19 protein-coding genes and 3 pseudogenes are annotated in these 13,422 nt (G+C 62.7%); 8 read left to right on the forward strand and 14 right to left on the reverse strand.

All coding sequences use genetic code 11. The features are described 5' to 3' along the window. Positions 1 to 120 precede the first annotated feature (120 nt). The 8 genes and pseudogenes from EWH12_RS20165 to EWH12_RS20200 form a co-directional block, all read right to left on the reverse strand. Positions 121 to 300, reverse strand: coding sequence for a recombinase family protein (locus EWH12_RS20165; protein ID WP_479725514.1), 180 nt, complete (start codon positions 298 to 300; stop codon positions 121 to 123). 494 nt (positions 301 to 794) lie between these two features. After that, entirely contained in the window at positions 795 to 1,160 is a 366-nt protein-coding gene (locus EWH12_RS20170; protein WP_129927627.1) for a PilZ domain-containing protein, read from the reverse strand. Positions 1,161 to 1,467: 307 nt separating this feature from the next. Beyond that, the gene (locus tag EWH12_RS20175) at positions 1,468 to 1,746 is read right to left on the reverse strand and encodes a WGR domain-containing protein (protein ID WP_129927628.1); all 279 of its coding nucleotides are present in this window, start codon (positions 1,744 to 1,746) and stop codon (positions 1,468 to 1,470) included. Positions 1,747 to 1,989: 243 nt separating this feature from the next. Continuing rightward, on the reverse strand, positions 1,990 to 2,697 hold the full coding sequence (locus tag EWH12_RS20180; RefSeq protein ID WP_129927629.1) for a DUF6118 family protein: 708 nt from the start codon (positions 2,695 to 2,697) through the stop codon (positions 1,990 to 1,992). 12 nt (positions 2,698 to 2,709) lie between these two features. Continuing rightward, positions 2,710 to 3,018: a ribbon-helix-helix domain-containing protein gene (locus EWH12_RS22770; protein WP_242496145.1), complete on the reverse strand. Its 309-nt coding sequence runs from the start codon at positions 3,016 to 3,018 to the stop codon at positions 2,710 to 2,712. Continuing rightward, complete coding sequence (locus EWH12_RS20190) at positions 3,002 to 3,376, reverse strand: type II toxin-antitoxin system death-on-curing family toxin (RefSeq protein ID WP_129927630.1); 375 nt, start codon at positions 3,374 to 3,376, stop codon at positions 3,002 to 3,004. Before EWH12_RS20190 ends, EWH12_RS22770 begins: the two co-directional genes overlap by 17 nt. Then, positions 3,373 to 3,603: a hypothetical protein gene (locus tag EWH12_RS20195; protein WP_129927631.1), complete on the reverse strand. Its 231-nt coding sequence runs from the start codon at positions 3,601 to 3,603 to the stop codon at positions 3,373 to 3,375. The genes EWH12_RS20190 and EWH12_RS20195 overlap by 4 nt, the downstream gene beginning before the upstream one ends. Before the next feature lie 72 nt (positions 3,604 to 3,675). Continuing rightward, positions 3,676 to 4,061: pseudogene (locus EWH12_RS20200) on the reverse strand (Ti-type conjugative transfer relaxase TraA); the annotation flags it as partial. A gap of 159 nt (positions 4,062 to 4,220) precedes the next feature. Between EWH12_RS20200 and EWH12_RS20205 the strand changes: the two are divergent. Further along, positions 4,221 to 4,562, forward strand: a complete 342-nt coding sequence (locus EWH12_RS20205; protein ID WP_129927632.1) for a type II toxin-antitoxin system RelE/ParE family toxin — start codon at positions 4,221 to 4,223, stop codon at positions 4,560 to 4,562. Further along, the gene (locus EWH12_RS20210; protein WP_129927633.1) at positions 4,559 to 4,846 is read left to right on the forward strand and encodes a helix-turn-helix domain-containing protein; all 288 of its coding nucleotides are present in this window, start codon (positions 4,559 to 4,561) and stop codon (positions 4,844 to 4,846) included. The genes EWH12_RS20205 and EWH12_RS20210 overlap by 4 nt, the downstream gene beginning before the upstream one ends. A gap of 84 nt (positions 4,847 to 4,930) precedes the next feature. Here the strand turns inward: EWH12_RS20210 and EWH12_RS20215 are convergent, their stop codons facing one another. The 5 genes and pseudogenes from EWH12_RS20215 to traA form a co-directional block, all read right to left on the reverse strand. Then, positions 4,931 to 5,275 (reverse strand): hypothetical protein, encoded by a 345-nt coding sequence (locus tag EWH12_RS20215; protein WP_422917746.1) that lies wholly within the window; start codon positions 5,273 to 5,275, stop codon positions 4,931 to 4,933. Next, positions 5,272 to 5,478 (reverse strand): PIN domain-containing protein, encoded by a 207-nt coding sequence (locus EWH12_RS22775; RefSeq protein WP_242496147.1) that lies wholly within the window; start codon positions 5,476 to 5,478, stop codon positions 5,272 to 5,274. The genes EWH12_RS20215 and EWH12_RS22775 overlap by 4 nt, the downstream gene beginning before the upstream one ends. Positions 5,479 to 5,480: 2 nt before the next feature. Continuing rightward, positions 5,481 to 5,705 (reverse strand): putative toxin-antitoxin system toxin component, PIN family, encoded by a 225-nt coding sequence (locus EWH12_RS22780; RefSeq protein ID WP_242496148.1) that lies wholly within the window; start codon positions 5,703 to 5,705, stop codon positions 5,481 to 5,483. Between the two features lie 3 nt (positions 5,706 to 5,708). Continuing rightward, positions 5,709 to 5,921 (reverse strand): annotated as a pseudogene (locus EWH12_RS20225) (ribbon-helix-helix domain-containing protein); the annotation flags it as partial. A 91-nt stretch (positions 5,922 to 6,012) separates the two neighbouring features. Next, positions 6,013 to 9,144 carry a Ti-type conjugative transfer relaxase TraA gene (gene traA / locus EWH12_RS20230; protein ID WP_129927634.1) on the reverse strand — a complete coding sequence of 1,044 codons (3,132 nt, stop codon included), beginning with the start codon at positions 9,142 to 9,144 and terminating at the stop codon, positions 6,013 to 6,015. 171 nt (positions 9,145 to 9,315) lie between these two features. On the opposite strand from traA, the gene traD reads away from it, so the two are divergent. The 3 genes from traD to EWH12_RS20245 all read left to right on the forward strand — a co-directional run bounded on the left by traD (position 9,316) and on the right by EWH12_RS20245 (position 10,097). After that, the gene (gene traD / locus EWH12_RS20235) at positions 9,316 to 9,564 is read left to right on the forward strand and encodes a conjugal transfer protein TraD (protein WP_129927635.1); all 249 of its coding nucleotides are present in this window, start codon (positions 9,316 to 9,318) and stop codon (positions 9,562 to 9,564) included. A 94-nt stretch (positions 9,565 to 9,658) separates the two neighbouring features. Continuing rightward, a complete protein-coding gene (locus EWH12_RS20240; RefSeq protein ID WP_129927636.1) occupies positions 9,659 to 9,889 on the forward strand; it encodes a conjugal transfer protein TraD in 231 nt (76 codons plus the stop codon). After that, complete coding sequence (locus EWH12_RS20245) at positions 9,879 to 10,097, forward strand: AAA family ATPase (RefSeq protein WP_479725515.1); 219 nt, start codon at positions 9,879 to 9,881, stop codon at positions 10,095 to 10,097. The genes EWH12_RS20240 and EWH12_RS20245 overlap by 11 nt, the downstream gene beginning before the upstream one ends. A gap of 235 nt (positions 10,098 to 10,332) precedes the next feature. Here EWH12_RS20245 and EWH12_RS20250 read toward each other — a convergent pair whose 3' ends face one another. Beyond that, complete coding sequence (locus tag EWH12_RS20250) at positions 10,333 to 11,358, reverse strand: IS110 family RNA-guided transposase (protein ID WP_129927637.1); 1,026 nt, start codon at positions 11,356 to 11,358, stop codon at positions 10,333 to 10,335. Positions 11,359 to 11,406: 48 nt separating this feature from the next. Here EWH12_RS20250 and EWH12_RS20255 point away from each other — a divergent pair, with 48 nt between their 5' ends. The 3 genes and pseudogenes from EWH12_RS20255 to EWH12_RS20265 all read left to right on the forward strand — a co-directional run bounded on the left by EWH12_RS20255 (position 11,407) and on the right by EWH12_RS20265 (position 13,334). Further along, positions 11,407 to 11,679: an AAA family ATPase gene (locus tag EWH12_RS20255; RefSeq protein ID WP_242496150.1), complete on the forward strand. Its 273-nt coding sequence runs from the start codon at positions 11,407 to 11,409 to the stop codon at positions 11,677 to 11,679. Then, entirely contained in the window at positions 11,672 to 11,935 is a 264-nt protein-coding gene (locus tag EWH12_RS20260; RefSeq protein ID WP_129927638.1) for a hypothetical protein, read from the forward strand. Before EWH12_RS20255 ends, EWH12_RS20260 begins: the two co-directional genes overlap by 8 nt. A 239-nt stretch (positions 11,936 to 12,174) precedes the next feature. Then, a pseudogene (locus EWH12_RS20265) lies at positions 12,175 to 13,334 on the forward strand (type IV secretory system conjugative DNA transfer family protein). Positions 13,335 to 13,422 lie beyond the last annotated feature (88 nt).

Raw genomic sequence — 13,422 nt, forward strand, 5'->3', positions numbered from 1 at the left:
CATATCGGCGCCCGTAGGGCGGCACCACATAAAAGGGGCAGGAAAGCCTGCGAATAGCATCTGCTGGCATCGTACCGGATTTGTTCGCCCTTAGCGTGCAGATACGTCACTTTCGTGTAGTCACCCCAGTATGTCGCCCTCGCGAATGAAGGAGAGCATCGCGTCGAGCTGCGGGCGGCCAACATCCTTGCCCGAGGCACGATCGGTGAAGACCCGGTCAAGAGCAATGCCGTCCAACTGGCGGTCGACATTCTGTTCAAAGGCGCTGACCCGGACATAGCCGATCCTTTGCCCCTTCATTTCAACCCCTGATGCTCAATTTGTCAGGTTAGGACCTTAGATGTCGGTCGCCATATGTCAAGAATATCTCAACACGGCTCTTATCTGACATATTTCAGACCATTCGCCTGACGTCCGGATAGACTATACTCCAGACTGACAATGTGAGAACGCCCATTTTAAATCATGCTATGGATGCCTCCTTTTTCGGGCATCGTAAGATGCTTATTGGCGCCATGGCCCAAGGAAGAGCATATGGCGAATGCACCCATGCTATCGATTGACCTAGCGAAGCGCAGCACACAGACTATCAACGCCCTACGAGGACACTTGGCCGAGTTCGGCTTGGTGTTCCCCAAGGCGTTCCTACTCTGAAGGAAAATCCGTGCGGCCATGGCCGACGAAGATGTCGACGTGCCTCCCAGTATCCGGGAGATGGCAGACCTCTACCTCGAGCATATCGCCCCCTCTGCGACGATCAACGAGCTTTCTCTCATTTGAACCTCCTTGCGCAGTCAGGCATATAAACCCCGTCCGATGCGGTGGAGGGTGATGGGCGGCGTCCGCGTATTTTCAACAGTCCGAATAGGCCGCTCCCGCAAGACTTCCAGCGGTTCTATCGGACTGGTAAGCAAAAGGCCGCAGCGATCCGCCCCGCGCCAGATGACGGTGGCGCAAACCTCCATCTTGTCAGTAATCAAAGTGATCCGCGTGTTGATGGGCGGAAAATGGAAACCTTCCAGCAGAGCGCCGTAGGCCGATATATTCCTGATCGTGACAGGCTCGCGCATGCCCTCCCAAATAAGGACGCTTTTAATATCCGCCGCATAGCGCGGCTCCTTCCGATACTCCGTCCTTGGACGGTAACTGATCCTCTCCATTATTTTTCTCCCGGTGCCCCCCGGGTATGCGAAGGATCATTCGCAAGGTTTGACCGTCGCGTTAAGGTGCATGGTTATGGTCAAATTAAATGCCGCAAAAGAATGACGTTACGTCATTCTAAAATTTTAGCTCGGCACATCGCGACTATAGATCAATTTGAGAGGCAGGGCATAGTGCGTCATCACGGCGGCAAGGCATACCGGTGCAGCTGGGTCATGGTGAAGCCGCGAAACATCGCGACCACAGCTCACCGTAGCGCAACAGTTGGACCATTAGAATGTTTGTCGGAACCGCAAAGAGGCGAGCTTATGGCGCCACCGTCAATGGCCGATAGGCGACGCCGATCCGATTTTCGGCTGTGCCGCGCCGGCGCAGGATCGCGGCGATATAGCGCTCGGCCGACTCACAGTCGTTGAAGGCACGGACCTGGGCTTGGCCGCGTGCGCCGATCCGGCCCCAGCGGGTTTCAACGACGATCATATCGAATAGGTCGAAGCTGGCGACGATGCTGTAGCGCCGCCAAATATTGCGGCCTTCGTCGAGTGCCTCCAGTTCGATCGGGTCAGGGAGAATCGCGCCTTTCATAGCTCAAAGCCTACAAAATCAGCCCTGCGAAGTCCGACGACTTATCTGAATCAGTGGCGCGTGATTAATTCACCCGCTGAATCAGTGAGGGCAAAGAGAGAAGGATGCAGCGATATAGGACAGCACCGCCTGTTCACATCGGTCACGCGGCACCAGTCAAGAAATATGCTAGCGCCGGATCGACGAGAGCATTTGGCGGCGGAGGATCGCGTTGATCCGTGCCTGATATAGCCGAACCTACGCCTATTTAGCCGCCTTTACGTCGATCGTGCAGCGCACCACTTTCCTGGCCCTGGTCGCCTGTTTCCGACATCGGTCGATCGCTTCGCGATTGTCCTTCGCCAGACTGGCGCTAGCGACGATCATGCGCCACCCCTCCGCATTTGCGGCGCGCATCAGATGCTGCCCCGCATCGAACTCCGTAGGTTCGCCTAGCACGCGCGTCGCCACCCGCTCGGGCCATTGCCACCTCGCCGGTGCGAGCCGCGCGATCGGTCCCGCCATCAAGGCGTAGAGCAAGAGCCCCAGCACCATGCCGCCTCCGCCGAACATATATAGCCAGCGATTTTGCTCCTCGCCGCGTCGCGCCGAAGCGACCAAGCCCGCTAAGTCTCGCGCCACGCCCTTCAGTACCGTATCGGTCGCCTGCACCTGATTGCGCAATTCACGGGCCGCATCGGCGACGGAGGCGTTTAAACGCTGTCCCATAGATTCCGGAGTGAGCATCATGGCAGGCCTTTTCCCCACAGCATCGACCTGCTGTACCAATATCTCCAAAACCTTTTCAGTGCGGGCCAACGTTGGCTCGTAATCGGGTATCTCGATATTCTCGCGCGCGGCGGTCAATCCCTCGACGGCGGCGCGCAACAACGATACCTCGCGTCCCAGCTGGATGAACGCCCGCGCCGCACCATCCTCGCCCTGGCTCTCATCCTCGTCCTGATTGCTCATCCACTTTCGCTCCTAGCCATCCGCCCGAACACCGCCAAAAGTCTGCACGGCGATGATGCGTGCGCCTCGTAACAGGTCACCCGCGCTAGCCCGTCCAGTTGCTCTTCCAGAGTCAGCAGTTCGACGAACCGTCCTTCCTGCAAGAAAGTGACGATCTGGGTGGGCGGCGATCTGACTAAAAGCAATCCGCTTATGAAGACAAAGCGGGAATAGATCACCCTTCTTCATGCCGCGTCGCGCGAGGAAGCCTCGCACCGCAATGTTAGTGCTTTTCGCTATCGAGACAGTCCAGCGGTTCCGGCGCTTATTCAAGGGAGACATTACTTCCCAGCCATTGTGTCAAGTGCTCGAAAGTGAACGTGCGGGACTCGTGAAGCCCGATGATGAAGGCATGGGCATCAAGGGGGTCCGCCGTGATCCACCCGCCATTGATGGCTAGAAAGGTATAGGTCACAGCAAAGGCCGTGCGCTTGTTGCCGTCGATGAATGGGTGATTTTGCGCCAGACTTTCCCATAGCGCCGCCGCCTCCTCGATCAGGTCCGCGTAATATCCCGTTTGCGGGCGATATAAGGCGGCTTCCAGCAGGCCGAAATCACGCACACCGTCCGCGCCGCCGTAGCACGCGATCTGATCGTCATGAATGGCGAGAACCTCGGTGAGCGTGAGGTAGTCGGTCATTCAGCCAGCTTTTTGTAGAGCGTCCCAAACTTCTCATGGCTTGCCTGATAGACCGCCATGACGGCGCTGCGCGGCTTGCTCTGCCGCCGCTTCTCAATCAGATCGGCCAGCGCCTCATCGACAAGCGCCTGAAGCTGCCGCCCCTCGCTCTGTGCAAGGCTGCGGACATGGGCCAAAATCTCCGAATTTACTTGGGTCGCGAATTTCTCGCGGGCCTGGCTCGCCACGTCATACCTCCATTTTCTGGCGCACACTCTATCATGAAAGATCATGAAACGCCAGAAAGCCGGCAAAAGGCATCAGCGTCTCATGCCGCGATCACGGCCTATCCCGAGTTCGTGCGTCAACTGGCGGCCAAGATCGCCGCCGCCCATGTCCCGGTCCCGGTTCATGCCGATCTCAAACCCCAGCTCGCGCGTACGGTTTCGCAGGATCGATTCCACTTGGGGATCGCGCTCAAGGCTTTTCGCCATGCCCGCCATTTCCTTGCACGTACGCTCCCGCCCCGTCATGTCGCCGGCACGATAGAGGCGGTCGCGGTCCTGGGAGAGCTGTTGCCAGCGTTCCACGAACCGATCGGCGCGCACCCTGCCTCATGCGCCATCGCCGCGACCATCGGGCCGCTGCGCGACGCCCTCGCCCTGATCTGGTCCAGCGTCTGCGTCGCGCGCTCAAGCGCGACCTTCCCCTTCCAGCGCTGCGATCGCCGGCATCGCGAACCCCAAATATCTCCACGCCTTTGCGTCCGGGCGCATGCGCAGATGTCACCCGATCGACGCGCACGGGTCAAGCGGAACGGCTATGCGTCATTGACATATGTGCCATTGACGCATAATTAGATGGCATGACCAGCTTGCAGACCATCGTCGAGTTGCCGGAGTTCCTACGGCGCGCGAAGGCCATCATGACCGAGGATGAGCGGACGGCGCTGGTAAATTATATCGCGGCCAACCCGGAAGCGGGCGTCTCGCTGGGCGGCGGCTTGCGCAAGGTCCGCATACCCCGTGAGGGCGGCGGCAAGAGCGGCGGCTACAGGACCATCTATGTTCTAGGCGGCGCACCTATGCCGATCTTCCTCGTCACCGTGTTCGCCAAGAACGAGAAGGACAACCTAACCAAGGCCGAGCAGGCCGCCGCCGTCGAGCTGGCGAAGGCATTGGTCGCAACCTATGGAGACCACAGATGAGCGTATATGACAGCATCATGCAGGGGTTGAACGAGGCGCTGGATTATGCCCAGGGCAAGGAGACCGGCGCAGTTGTCCGCCAGATCGAGGTGCCTACCGTGGACGTGGCGGCGATCCGGGCCAGCACCGGCCTCTCCCAAGGGGCGTTCGCGCGCAGCATCGGCGTCGCCAAGGGCACGCTGCTCAACTGGGAACATGGCCGCCGCCATCCCACCGGCCCCGCCCAGGTCCTGCTTGCGATGCTGGCCAAGAAGCCATCGCTGGTGAGCGAGCTGCTGCGCTGACCCTCTACGCCACACGCGACCATCCCATAGAGCCAGCAATTTTGCTCATCACCGCGTCGCGCCGATGCAAGCCGGTTACCGATCTCACGAGTAGCCTAACCCAGTCCCCGCGCGCGCCTCGGACACAAGCCGCGCGTTCTCGCGGCGTGCGGTCGTAGCCGCCGTCGCGATCTGGCTCGCCATAGAGTCCGGCGTCATCGACAGGAGTGGACTTTTGGCGATGGGGTCGAGCCGCTGGGCGAGCGCCGCCAATATCTTTTCGGTGCGTTCCAGCGTCGGCTCATAGTCGGGAATCTCGATATTCTCGCGCGCGGTGGTCAGCCCTTCAACCGCATGACGCAGCAACGACACCTCGCCGCGCAACCGCTCGAACGCCGCCACCGGATCGTCGCCGGCATGGGCCCCGCGACACTCGTCCTGATCGCTCATGCACCCTCGTGCCTGGGCAACCGCCCGAACATCGCCAGAAAGTCCCGCACGGCGATGATGCGCGCGCCCTCGTAGCGGACCATCGACAGCAAATCCCGCTTGTCGTCGGTCACAAGATGGTCGCCCCTGCCCGCCACGATCATCGCCAGCAGGTAATTGTCCCAAGGATCGGCGCAGGCCGTCACATGCGGAAGGTCGGTCACCGTCACGGCCACATCGCGCAGCTTGTTGACAAGCCGCCACGCAAGCGCCGGGCAAGCCGCTCGCGGATTTTGGGATAGCGCGTCACCCGCGCCAGCTCGTCCAGTTGCTCGGCCGAAGTCAGCAGCTCGAACCGCCCTTCCCGCCAGAGCGTGACGATCTGCGCGGGCGACGACTTCTCCGAAAGCAGCGCGCTTATGAGGACATTGGTATCGATAACGACACGCACGGGTCAGCCTGCGGGCTGACGCGCGGCGGCGACCGCCTCCCCTATCAGCGCATCCAACTCGTCGGGGGCCATATCCTCGAACTTGCTTCGCGCCTCGGTGATGGTCTGGTCGAGAACGCGCCATTTGACCGCTTCCTCAATGAAACGGGAAAGGTCGCCCTTCTTCATGCCACGCTGGGCGAGAAAGCTACGCACAGCAATGTCGGTGGTTTTGGATACAGAGACGGTTCAGCGGGTCATATCGTTCATGGGATCGGCTCTCCGGCGCGGAGCATCTTAGCATGACAGGCGCTTATCCGCAAAACTATCAGCGGCTCATGCCCCGATCGCGGCCGATTCCCAGCGCCTGCGTCAACTGCCGGCCCAGTTCGCCGCCGCCCATGTCGCGGCCCTGGCCCATGCCGATCTCAAGCCCCAGCTCGCGAGTGCGATTACGCAGGATCGATTCCACTTGGGGATCGCGCTCAAGGCTTTTCGCCATGCCCGCCATCTCCTTACCCGTGCGATCCCGACCCGTCATGTCGCCGGAACGATAAAGCCGGTCACGGTCCTGCGAGAGCTGTTGCCAGCGTTCCACGAACCGATCGGCGCGCAAATGGGGATCGGCGCGCACACGCGCCTCCTGCGCCATTGCCTCGATCATCGGACCGCTGCGCCCCGCCGCCGCCTCGCGCAGCAAGGCAGGATCACGCTGCATCGCCGATGCCATATCGCGCGAGGCTCCCGCCCTGATCTGGTCCAGCGCTTGCCCCGCGCGCTCGAGCGCGACTTTCTGATGCTCCAATACCGGCCCGCCCGATGCGCGGGCCTGCAACACCGCCTCGGCCGAGCGCGAAGCCCGCTCGACCGCACGCCGGTAATCCCGGTCCTGGCCCTGCTCGGCCCGCGCCGGGACTTCTCTCGTTGGCGCCGGAGCGCGCAGCGGCAATTTCAGCCCATCAAACATGCCTCGCTTGGGAGCCGGCTTTTCCTTCGCACCCTGCACTGGCTCGGTCGCCTTCCCCGGCTCAATCGGCAACCTCAAGCCGTCGAACATACCGCGCCGCGGCTGTCGCTCGGCCGCGGCCTTTGCCTCGCCAGCGCCGCGGTCCCCGCCAATATCGCGCGTGCGCGATTCCTCGCCCATCTGCCGTGAGGTTCCCGCGCGGGGCGCGAAGATCTCCACGCCCTTCCACTCGGGCGCATCCGGCAAGCGGATCTCGCCCGACAAGCCGCGACGGTCGGCGAAAGCACGAACGTCCTGCGCCGAATCACGGGAATAATCCGACGCCATATCCTTCGCCCGCTCGCGCCCCAGCGCGCGGACAAGCCGGCGATCATCGGCGAAGTCGTCGCGGCCGTAATGGAGCTGCACCCCGTCCCGGTGCCGCGACAGCGCCACATAGGCCGCATGGCGGTCCATCCCCGCCGTCGCCAGCACATGCCCCTGATCGACCGTCACGCCCTGCGATTTGTGGATGGTCGCGGCATAGCCATGATCGACATGGGCGTAATCCTTGAGGTCGAACGCCACCTGTCGGCCACCATCAAGGCGAACGGCCATGCTGTCGGCCGACACGCGCTCGACCTTCCCCAGCGTGCCGTTCTTCACCCCTAGCCCGCGCTCGTTTTTCAGGAACATGATGCGGTCGCCGCTGGCGAACTCGCGCGCGCCCCGCTCGGCCGACACGCGCACGTCCGCCCCCAGCTCGCCGGCGTCGCGCAGCCGATCGCGCGCGGCCAGGTTCAAATCCCGAACCTCGGCATTGGTGTGGGTGAGGATGATCCGGCTCTTGTCGGGATCGGCGCGGCGCTGCGCGTCCCACTGGTCCACCAGCTCGGCGCGGGCCTGCTCGCGCGTCTCGGCCGCGTGGACCATGCCGTGCTGCTCATAGGCATGGATCGCTTCGCCGGTGCGACCCGTCGCCAGCGCCCGCGTCGCGTCGCGCTGCCAGTCCTCATGCTGGCGGCGAACCTCGTTGATCTCGGCCGCGCCGTGGCGCTCGGCAAGGCTGCGGAACGCCGCGCCGGCCTCGATCGCCTGCAACTGCTCGGCGTCACCGACAAGGACCACCTTCGCCCCGGCCCGTTCGGCCTCAGACAGCACGCGCTCCATCTGGCGCGTGCCGATCATGCCGGCCTCGTCAATCACCAGCACGTCACGCGGGCTTAGCAGCTCGCGGCCTTGGTCCCACTGATATTCAAAACTGGCGAGCGTGCGCGACTGGATGCCGGAGCCGCCCTCAAGCCCCTCGGCTGCAATGCCGGACAGGGCCGCGCCGCGCACATTGAAACCGGCGCGCTCCCATTCGTCGCGCGCAACGCCCAACATGGTCGATTTGCCGGTGCCGGCATAGCCGACAACGATTGCCAGATCGTTCTTGCCGGTGATATGCGCCAGCGCTTCCTGCTGCTGGTCCCCCAGTGACAGGGCACCACTTCCGGCGGCGCGACTGGCGTAGGTCGCGTTCGCCGGGAGACCATGCCCGGCCCGATCCGCAAGCCGATCGCCAGCGCTCTCCAACCGCTGCTCGGTGTCGATCATATCACGCGACGTGAAGCGATCCTCGCCGCGCCCGTCCTTGCCTAGCGCCACCAGCTCGGGCGAGGTCCGCACCGCGCTCGTTACCTGGTCAAACTGATCCTTGCCGTCGCTGTGCCGGAACGCGAACTGCGCCAGATCGCGCCGCGTGAACGTCGCCTGTTGGCGCGTGATCGCATCGAGCGCGATTTGCGGATTGGCGATGATCTTCTCGCCATTCTCGCGCGCGATCCGGGCATGGTCCTCGACCCGCTCGGCCTCAAGCCCCTGTTCGGGCATCCGCGACGCCGCCGGCCCGATCTTGTGTTGCGGCTCAAGGTCGATGCCCTGCGCCTCCAACGTGCGGTGATCTATGCGGGCGTCGATATCCAGCTCGGCCAATCGCTGGTTGACATGGATACCCCATGCCTCGCGCCATTCCTGCAACAGCGCCGTGCTGTTCCACTCGCGCACCTTCTGGCCGAAGCCTTCCGGCCCGACCTCGCGCATCGACAGCATGACATGGGCGTGAGGCTTGGGCTGACCATCCTTCCCCATGTCCCAATGCACATTGAGGTCGGCTACCATGCCGCGTTCGACAAACTGCTTTTCCACGAACTCGCGGGCGAGCCGGACGCCCTCTTTCTGATCAAGCTCGCGCGGGATCGAGAACTCAACCTCGCGCGCAAGCTGTGCATCCTTACGTTTCTCGCCGGCCTCAACCTCGTTCCACAAGGTCGCGCGATCGTTTAAACGCTCCGGCATACCTTCGGGCAACAGGATTTCGGAATGGACGACGCCGGCCTTGTTCGAGAAATCGTGGTCGCGCCCGAGTCGGTCATCATGCAGCCGTTCCGCCGCACGATAGGCCGCGCTGGCAACGGCGCTTGATCCGTTGGCGCGACTGATGACCTTGGCCGAGAAATGGTAGATCGCCATGACAGCGCTATACTGCCTTTATTAGCGCACGTCGGCAACGACGTATAAGCGCGCACTCACACTCTCTGCCGTTCGCGTGATTGACTTCGCCCATTTTCTGTTCTCAGTGGTTTCTCGCTATCATGATCGTGCTACGCTGAGGCTCGTAGCTACGAGCGTGACGGAGAGATTATGCGCAAGGTCCGCGACTATGACGCCGAACTGAAGGCGCTGGGCGATAAGGCCCGCGCGCTCAAGGCGAAGAAGGTGCAGCAGCTGGGTGAGCTGGTGACGTCCACCGGGGCCGATGCGCTCGATCTCGATACACTCGCCGGTGCGCTGCTTGCCGCCCTGGAATCCGCCGACGCGGAAGAAAGGGAGGCTTGGCGCGCGAAAGGCTCCACCTTCTTTCAGCGACGCGGGAAAAAGGCTCGCGGCTGATGTCGTGGAGACCGGTAAGGCGATGGTGCGCACGCATCATGCTATTCGCCGCGTCGAGGCAAGCCATCGCCGCACCGAGACAAGGGAATGGGTCATGGCCCGACGTGAGCGCACCCGTCATCTGATCGAGCTGGGCGGTCTTGTCCAGAAAGCCGGCCTGGTCGAACTCGCCGACGACGATCGCGCCACCCTCTACGGCGCGATGCTCGATCTTGCTGCAAAGGCGCGTGAGGATGGCAATGCGCTCGCGCTCTGGAAGCGACGCGGCAAGCGCGCGTTCGACGCGGACGCGGAGGGTGGCAAAGAGCAGTTCGATGATGGCTGACCGGCCTGATTTTCATATCATCACCGGCGGCCCCGGTTCGGGCAAGACCACGCTGATCGATGCACTGGCAGCGCTGGGCTTCCAGCACATGCCCGAAGCCGGTCGCGCCATCATTCGCGACCAGGTAGAGATCGGTGGCGTTCCCGATGTGTCGGGCTTTCTGCGCCTGTGCGGCTTGCCTGTTCCCATCTGTGGACGCCCCGATTAACGCAAGTGGTATTTGGAGGTAGGCACATAGTCGGATGCTGCCATCTGTCCGGCCTCTGATGCAGCGATGATAGCTGCGGGCCCGTATGGGAGTTCGCGGACCGGAACCACATCACCCGTAGCGTGCTGATGAAGCACGGTGGGAAGCTCTGGTTCTTCCGATCCCGTCTCGCCGACCGTTGTGCCATACCCTCCTTCGACCGACTACGTTCCGACGACCTCTGGCCCGCCTTGGCTTACGCCGTGGCTGCGACCGGAGCTTTGTAAACTTCATCCTTCGTCAGCAGCGCCCAGACGATCCGTGCCGTCTTGTTCGCCAGCGCAACCGTCACCAGCATGCGTGGCTTGCGGGCCAGCATCTGCTCGAGCCACGATCCCTTCGCCGCGCCGCGTTTGCTCGCCTGTAGGACTACTGCACTGCTGCCGATAATCAGCAGCCTTCGCAGCGTGCGCTCGCCCATCTTCGAGATGGATCCCAGCTTCTGTTTGCCCCCTGTCGAGTGTTGGCGCGGCGTAAGGCCGACCCAGGCGGCGAAGTCACGCCCCTTGGAGAACGTCCCCGACGGCGGAGCAAGCGCGGTGATCGCCGTTGCCGTGATCGGTCCGATGCCTGGGATCGTCATCAGGCGGAGCGCGACTGCATCCTCGCGAGAGCGCCGCACGATCTCCTTGTCGAGTAGCGCGATCTGCCGGTCGAGCATGGCCAGATTATCAAGCAACACCATGCATACCGACCGCACCCCTTCGGGCACCGCCGATCGATCAGAGAGCAGCGCCCTGAGCTTTTCCAGATGCGCCAAGCCCTTCGGTGCGATCCAACCATATTCTGTCATGTGCCCGCGCAAGGCATTGCTGATCTGAGTACGCTGGCGAACCAGTAGATCTCGACCCCGGAACACCATCGCCGCTGCTTGCTGTTCCTCAGTTTTCACCGGCACGAACCGCATGCTGGGGCGCTGTGCCGCCTCGCAGATCGCCTCGGCATCGGCCGCGTCGTTCTTTTGGCGCTTTACAAACGGCTTCACATAGGCCGGGGCTATCAACCGTACATCATGACCGAGCTTGAGCAACTCGCGCGCCCAATGATGGGCTCCGCCACATGCCTCCAACACAACCAGGCAAGGCGGATGAGCGGCAAAGAATGGCAGCAGTTTAGACCGGGCAATCTTCCTGCGCAAAATCGCATGGCCTGATGCATCTACCCCATGCGCCTGAAAAACATGCTTGGCGATATCCAACCCAATTATGCTAACTTCCGACACGGACGCCTCCCTCAAAGTGGTGTTCAACACCTCCACTGTGGCACATCGATGCCGTCGGGGGGCGTCCACCCCATCACCCATGTCATCCAAGCCGCCGATCTGTTCCGCTACCAGCGCCGGGTGTTCATCGCTCCGCCCTGGCGCGAGATTTTCGTGACTGACGCGGAGAGGAAGCAGGACTTCGCAGAAGCGCACGCGACCTATGAGGCGATGGTCACGGTCTATGCCGATCTTGGCTATGAGCTTGTGTCCCTGCCTCTCGCCCCGGTCGCTGAAAGAGTGCGCTTCGTGCGCGCAAGAATGTGGAGGATCAATGACTGACCGCGTTCCCCGTTCATGGCAGCTTCTGATGGTCGGGTCAGGCGTGCATCGGATCTCGCCCGATCTTTGTGACCGGCTCGTGCGCCTGCTCGATCTCTCGCCGCAAACCCGGCTCATCGAAATCGAAACCGATCAGGGCGGCGTCAGCGTCTCACGCGACTGGCCAAGCGACAGGATGGAGGAGGTTTCGGCAATAGAGGCCGACATCGAGTCTACCCCCGGCATCATCCGCATGACCATGTTTCAGGCAAGCTGACGATGGAGTGGTTCCGCCAGCTCGGCCGCGCAATCCGGAACTTGTCCCGCATCGCGGGCCAGAATCCTATATGGGCGATCACAGCGCTGGTGGTCAGCCCGATCCGGCTGATCCGCCACCTGTTCAGCGTTCTGATGCTGTTTCTGGCCGCCGGCATCGTGCTGGGCCTTGCGATGCCGTTCATTCTCGGCAAACTGCTTGGCCTGGCCCATGACTCCCATATCTATCAGACCGTCATGATGCTGACGGCGCTCGTCGTCATCCTCATCGGCCTGCGCGCACTCTTCCAGCCCCTGATCCTCGGCTTTGGCGGCCCTGCCGCCGACGACACCCACGGCTCGGCCCGTTTCGCGACTGATGCCGAAAGCCGCGCTTATGCTGGTGACGGCGGGCTGCTGATCGGCCGCGACCGCAAGACGGGCAAGCCGCTGCGCTACGCCGGCCCCGCCCATCTGCTGACGATCGCGCCGACGCGCACCGGCAAGGGCGTGGGCACCATCATCCCCAATCTACTCGACTATCCTGGCCCGGTCGTCTGCATCGACCCCAAGGGCGAGAACGCCCGCATCACCGCCCGCCATCGGGGGAAGTTCGGCCCGGTCCATGTCGTCGATCCTTTCGGGGTGACGGGCATTGCCAGCGCGGCGTTCAATGCGCTCGATCGCATCGACCCTGCTGGCCTCGATCTCGCCGACGACTGCATGACGCTGGCCGACGCGCTCGTCTATGACGCTCCCGGAGAAGCCGGCGAGGCGCATTGGAACGAGGAAGCCAAAGCGCTGATCGCCGGCATCATCCTGTCGATCGTCACCAGCGAGCCATCAGCGACGCGCACCCTTGGCACGCTGCGAGACCGACTGACCCTTGCTCCTGCCATTTTCCCGACCATGCTGGAGGCCATGCAGGCGCAAGGCGGCCTCGCCGCCCGCGCCGCCAATCGTCACCTCGGCAAGTCCGATCGCGAAGCCGCCGGCGTGCTGTCGGCCGCGCAGCGCCATACCCATTTCCTCGACAGCCCGCGCATGTCGGCGGTGCTGGGGCGCTCGGATTTACCTTCGCCGATGTGAAGGCGCGGCCTACGTCGATCTATCTGGTGCTGCCACCCGATCGGCTCGCCACCTATGCTCGCTGGCTACGCCTGATGCTCGCGCAAGGGCTGACCGATCTTGCCCGTGCCCCGACCTCCCCCACCCGCCCAGTCCTGTTTCTGCTCGATGAGTTCGCCGCCCTCGGCCGCCTCGAACCCGTCGAGCGCGCTATGGGCCTGATGGCCGGTTACGGCATCCAGCTCTGGCCGATCCTGCAGGACGTACATCAGCTCCGCGCGCTCTACGAGCGCCGCGCCGGCACCTTCCTGTCCGGCCCAGTCGGCCCGAAGCTGCGATTTTGGCCAGGTTGAAGAACGAACACTGAACGCTTGATTGATTCTACCAGGACCGTTGCTGACCACCGACCTCGTAGATATCGGCTTCCATGGAGCAATTGTA

Source organism: Sphingobium cupriresistens (assembly GCF_004152865.1).
In the GTDB taxonomy this organism is placed as follows: domain Bacteria; phylum Pseudomonadota; class Alphaproteobacteria; order Sphingomonadales; family Sphingomonadaceae; genus Sphingobium; species Sphingobium cupriresistens.

Excerpts from the sequence above, each read along its gene's own strand:
- EWH12_RS20170 (WP_129927627.1), bottom strand. The coding sequence starts at position 1,160 with ATGGAGAGGATCAGTTACCGTCCAAGGACGGAGTATCGGAAGGAGCCG.
- EWH12_RS20180 (WP_129927629.1), bottom strand. The coding sequence starts at position 2,697 with ATGAGCAATCAGGACGAGGATGAGAGCCAGGGCGAGGATGGTGCGGCG.
- EWH12_RS20190 (WP_129927630.1), bottom strand. The coding sequence starts at position 3,376 with ATGACCGACTACCTCACGCTCACCGAGGTTCTCGCCATTCATGACGAT.
- EWH12_RS20205 (WP_129927632.1), top strand. The coding sequence starts at position 4,221 with ATGACCAGCTTGCAGACCATCGTCGAGTTGCCGGAGTTCCTACGGCGC.
- EWH12_RS20240 (WP_129927636.1), top strand. The coding sequence starts at position 9,659 with ATGGCCCGACGTGAGCGCACCCGTCATCTGATCGAGCTGGGCGGTCTT.
- EWH12_RS20245 (WP_479725515.1), top strand. The coding sequence starts at position 9,879 with ATGATGGCTGACCGGCCTGATTTTCATATCATCACCGGCGGCCCCGGT.
- EWH12_RS20210 (WP_129927633.1), top strand. The coding sequence starts at position 4,559 with ATGAGCGTATATGACAGCATCATGCAGGGGTTGAACGAGGCGCTGGAT.
- traD (WP_129927635.1), top strand. The coding sequence starts at position 9,316 with ATGCGCAAGGTCCGCGACTATGACGCCGAACTGAAGGCGCTGGGCGAT.
- EWH12_RS20215 (WP_422917746.1), bottom strand. The coding sequence starts at position 5,275 with ATGAGCGATCAGGACGAGTGTCGCGGGGCCCATGCCGGCGACGATCCG.
- EWH12_RS20255 (WP_242496150.1), top strand. The coding sequence starts at position 11,407 with ATGCCGTCGGGGGGCGTCCACCCCATCACCCATGTCATCCAAGCCGCC.
- EWH12_RS20165 (WP_479725514.1), bottom strand. The coding sequence starts at position 300 with ATGAAGGGGCAAAGGATCGGCTATGTCCGGGTCAGCGCCTTTGAACAG.
- EWH12_RS22770 (WP_242496145.1), bottom strand. The coding sequence starts at position 3,018 with ATGTCTCCCTTGAATAAGCGCCGGAACCGCTGGACTGTCTCGATAGCG.
- traA (WP_129927634.1), bottom strand. The coding sequence starts at position 9,144 with ATGGCGATCTACCATTTCTCGGCCAAGGTCATCAGTCGCGCCAACGGA.
- EWH12_RS20260 (WP_129927638.1), top strand. The coding sequence starts at position 11,672 with ATGACTGACCGCGTTCCCCGTTCATGGCAGCTTCTGATGGTCGGGTCA.
- EWH12_RS20175 (WP_129927628.1), bottom strand. The coding sequence starts at position 1,746 with ATGAAAGGCGCGATTCTCCCTGACCCGATCGAACTGGAGGCACTCGAC.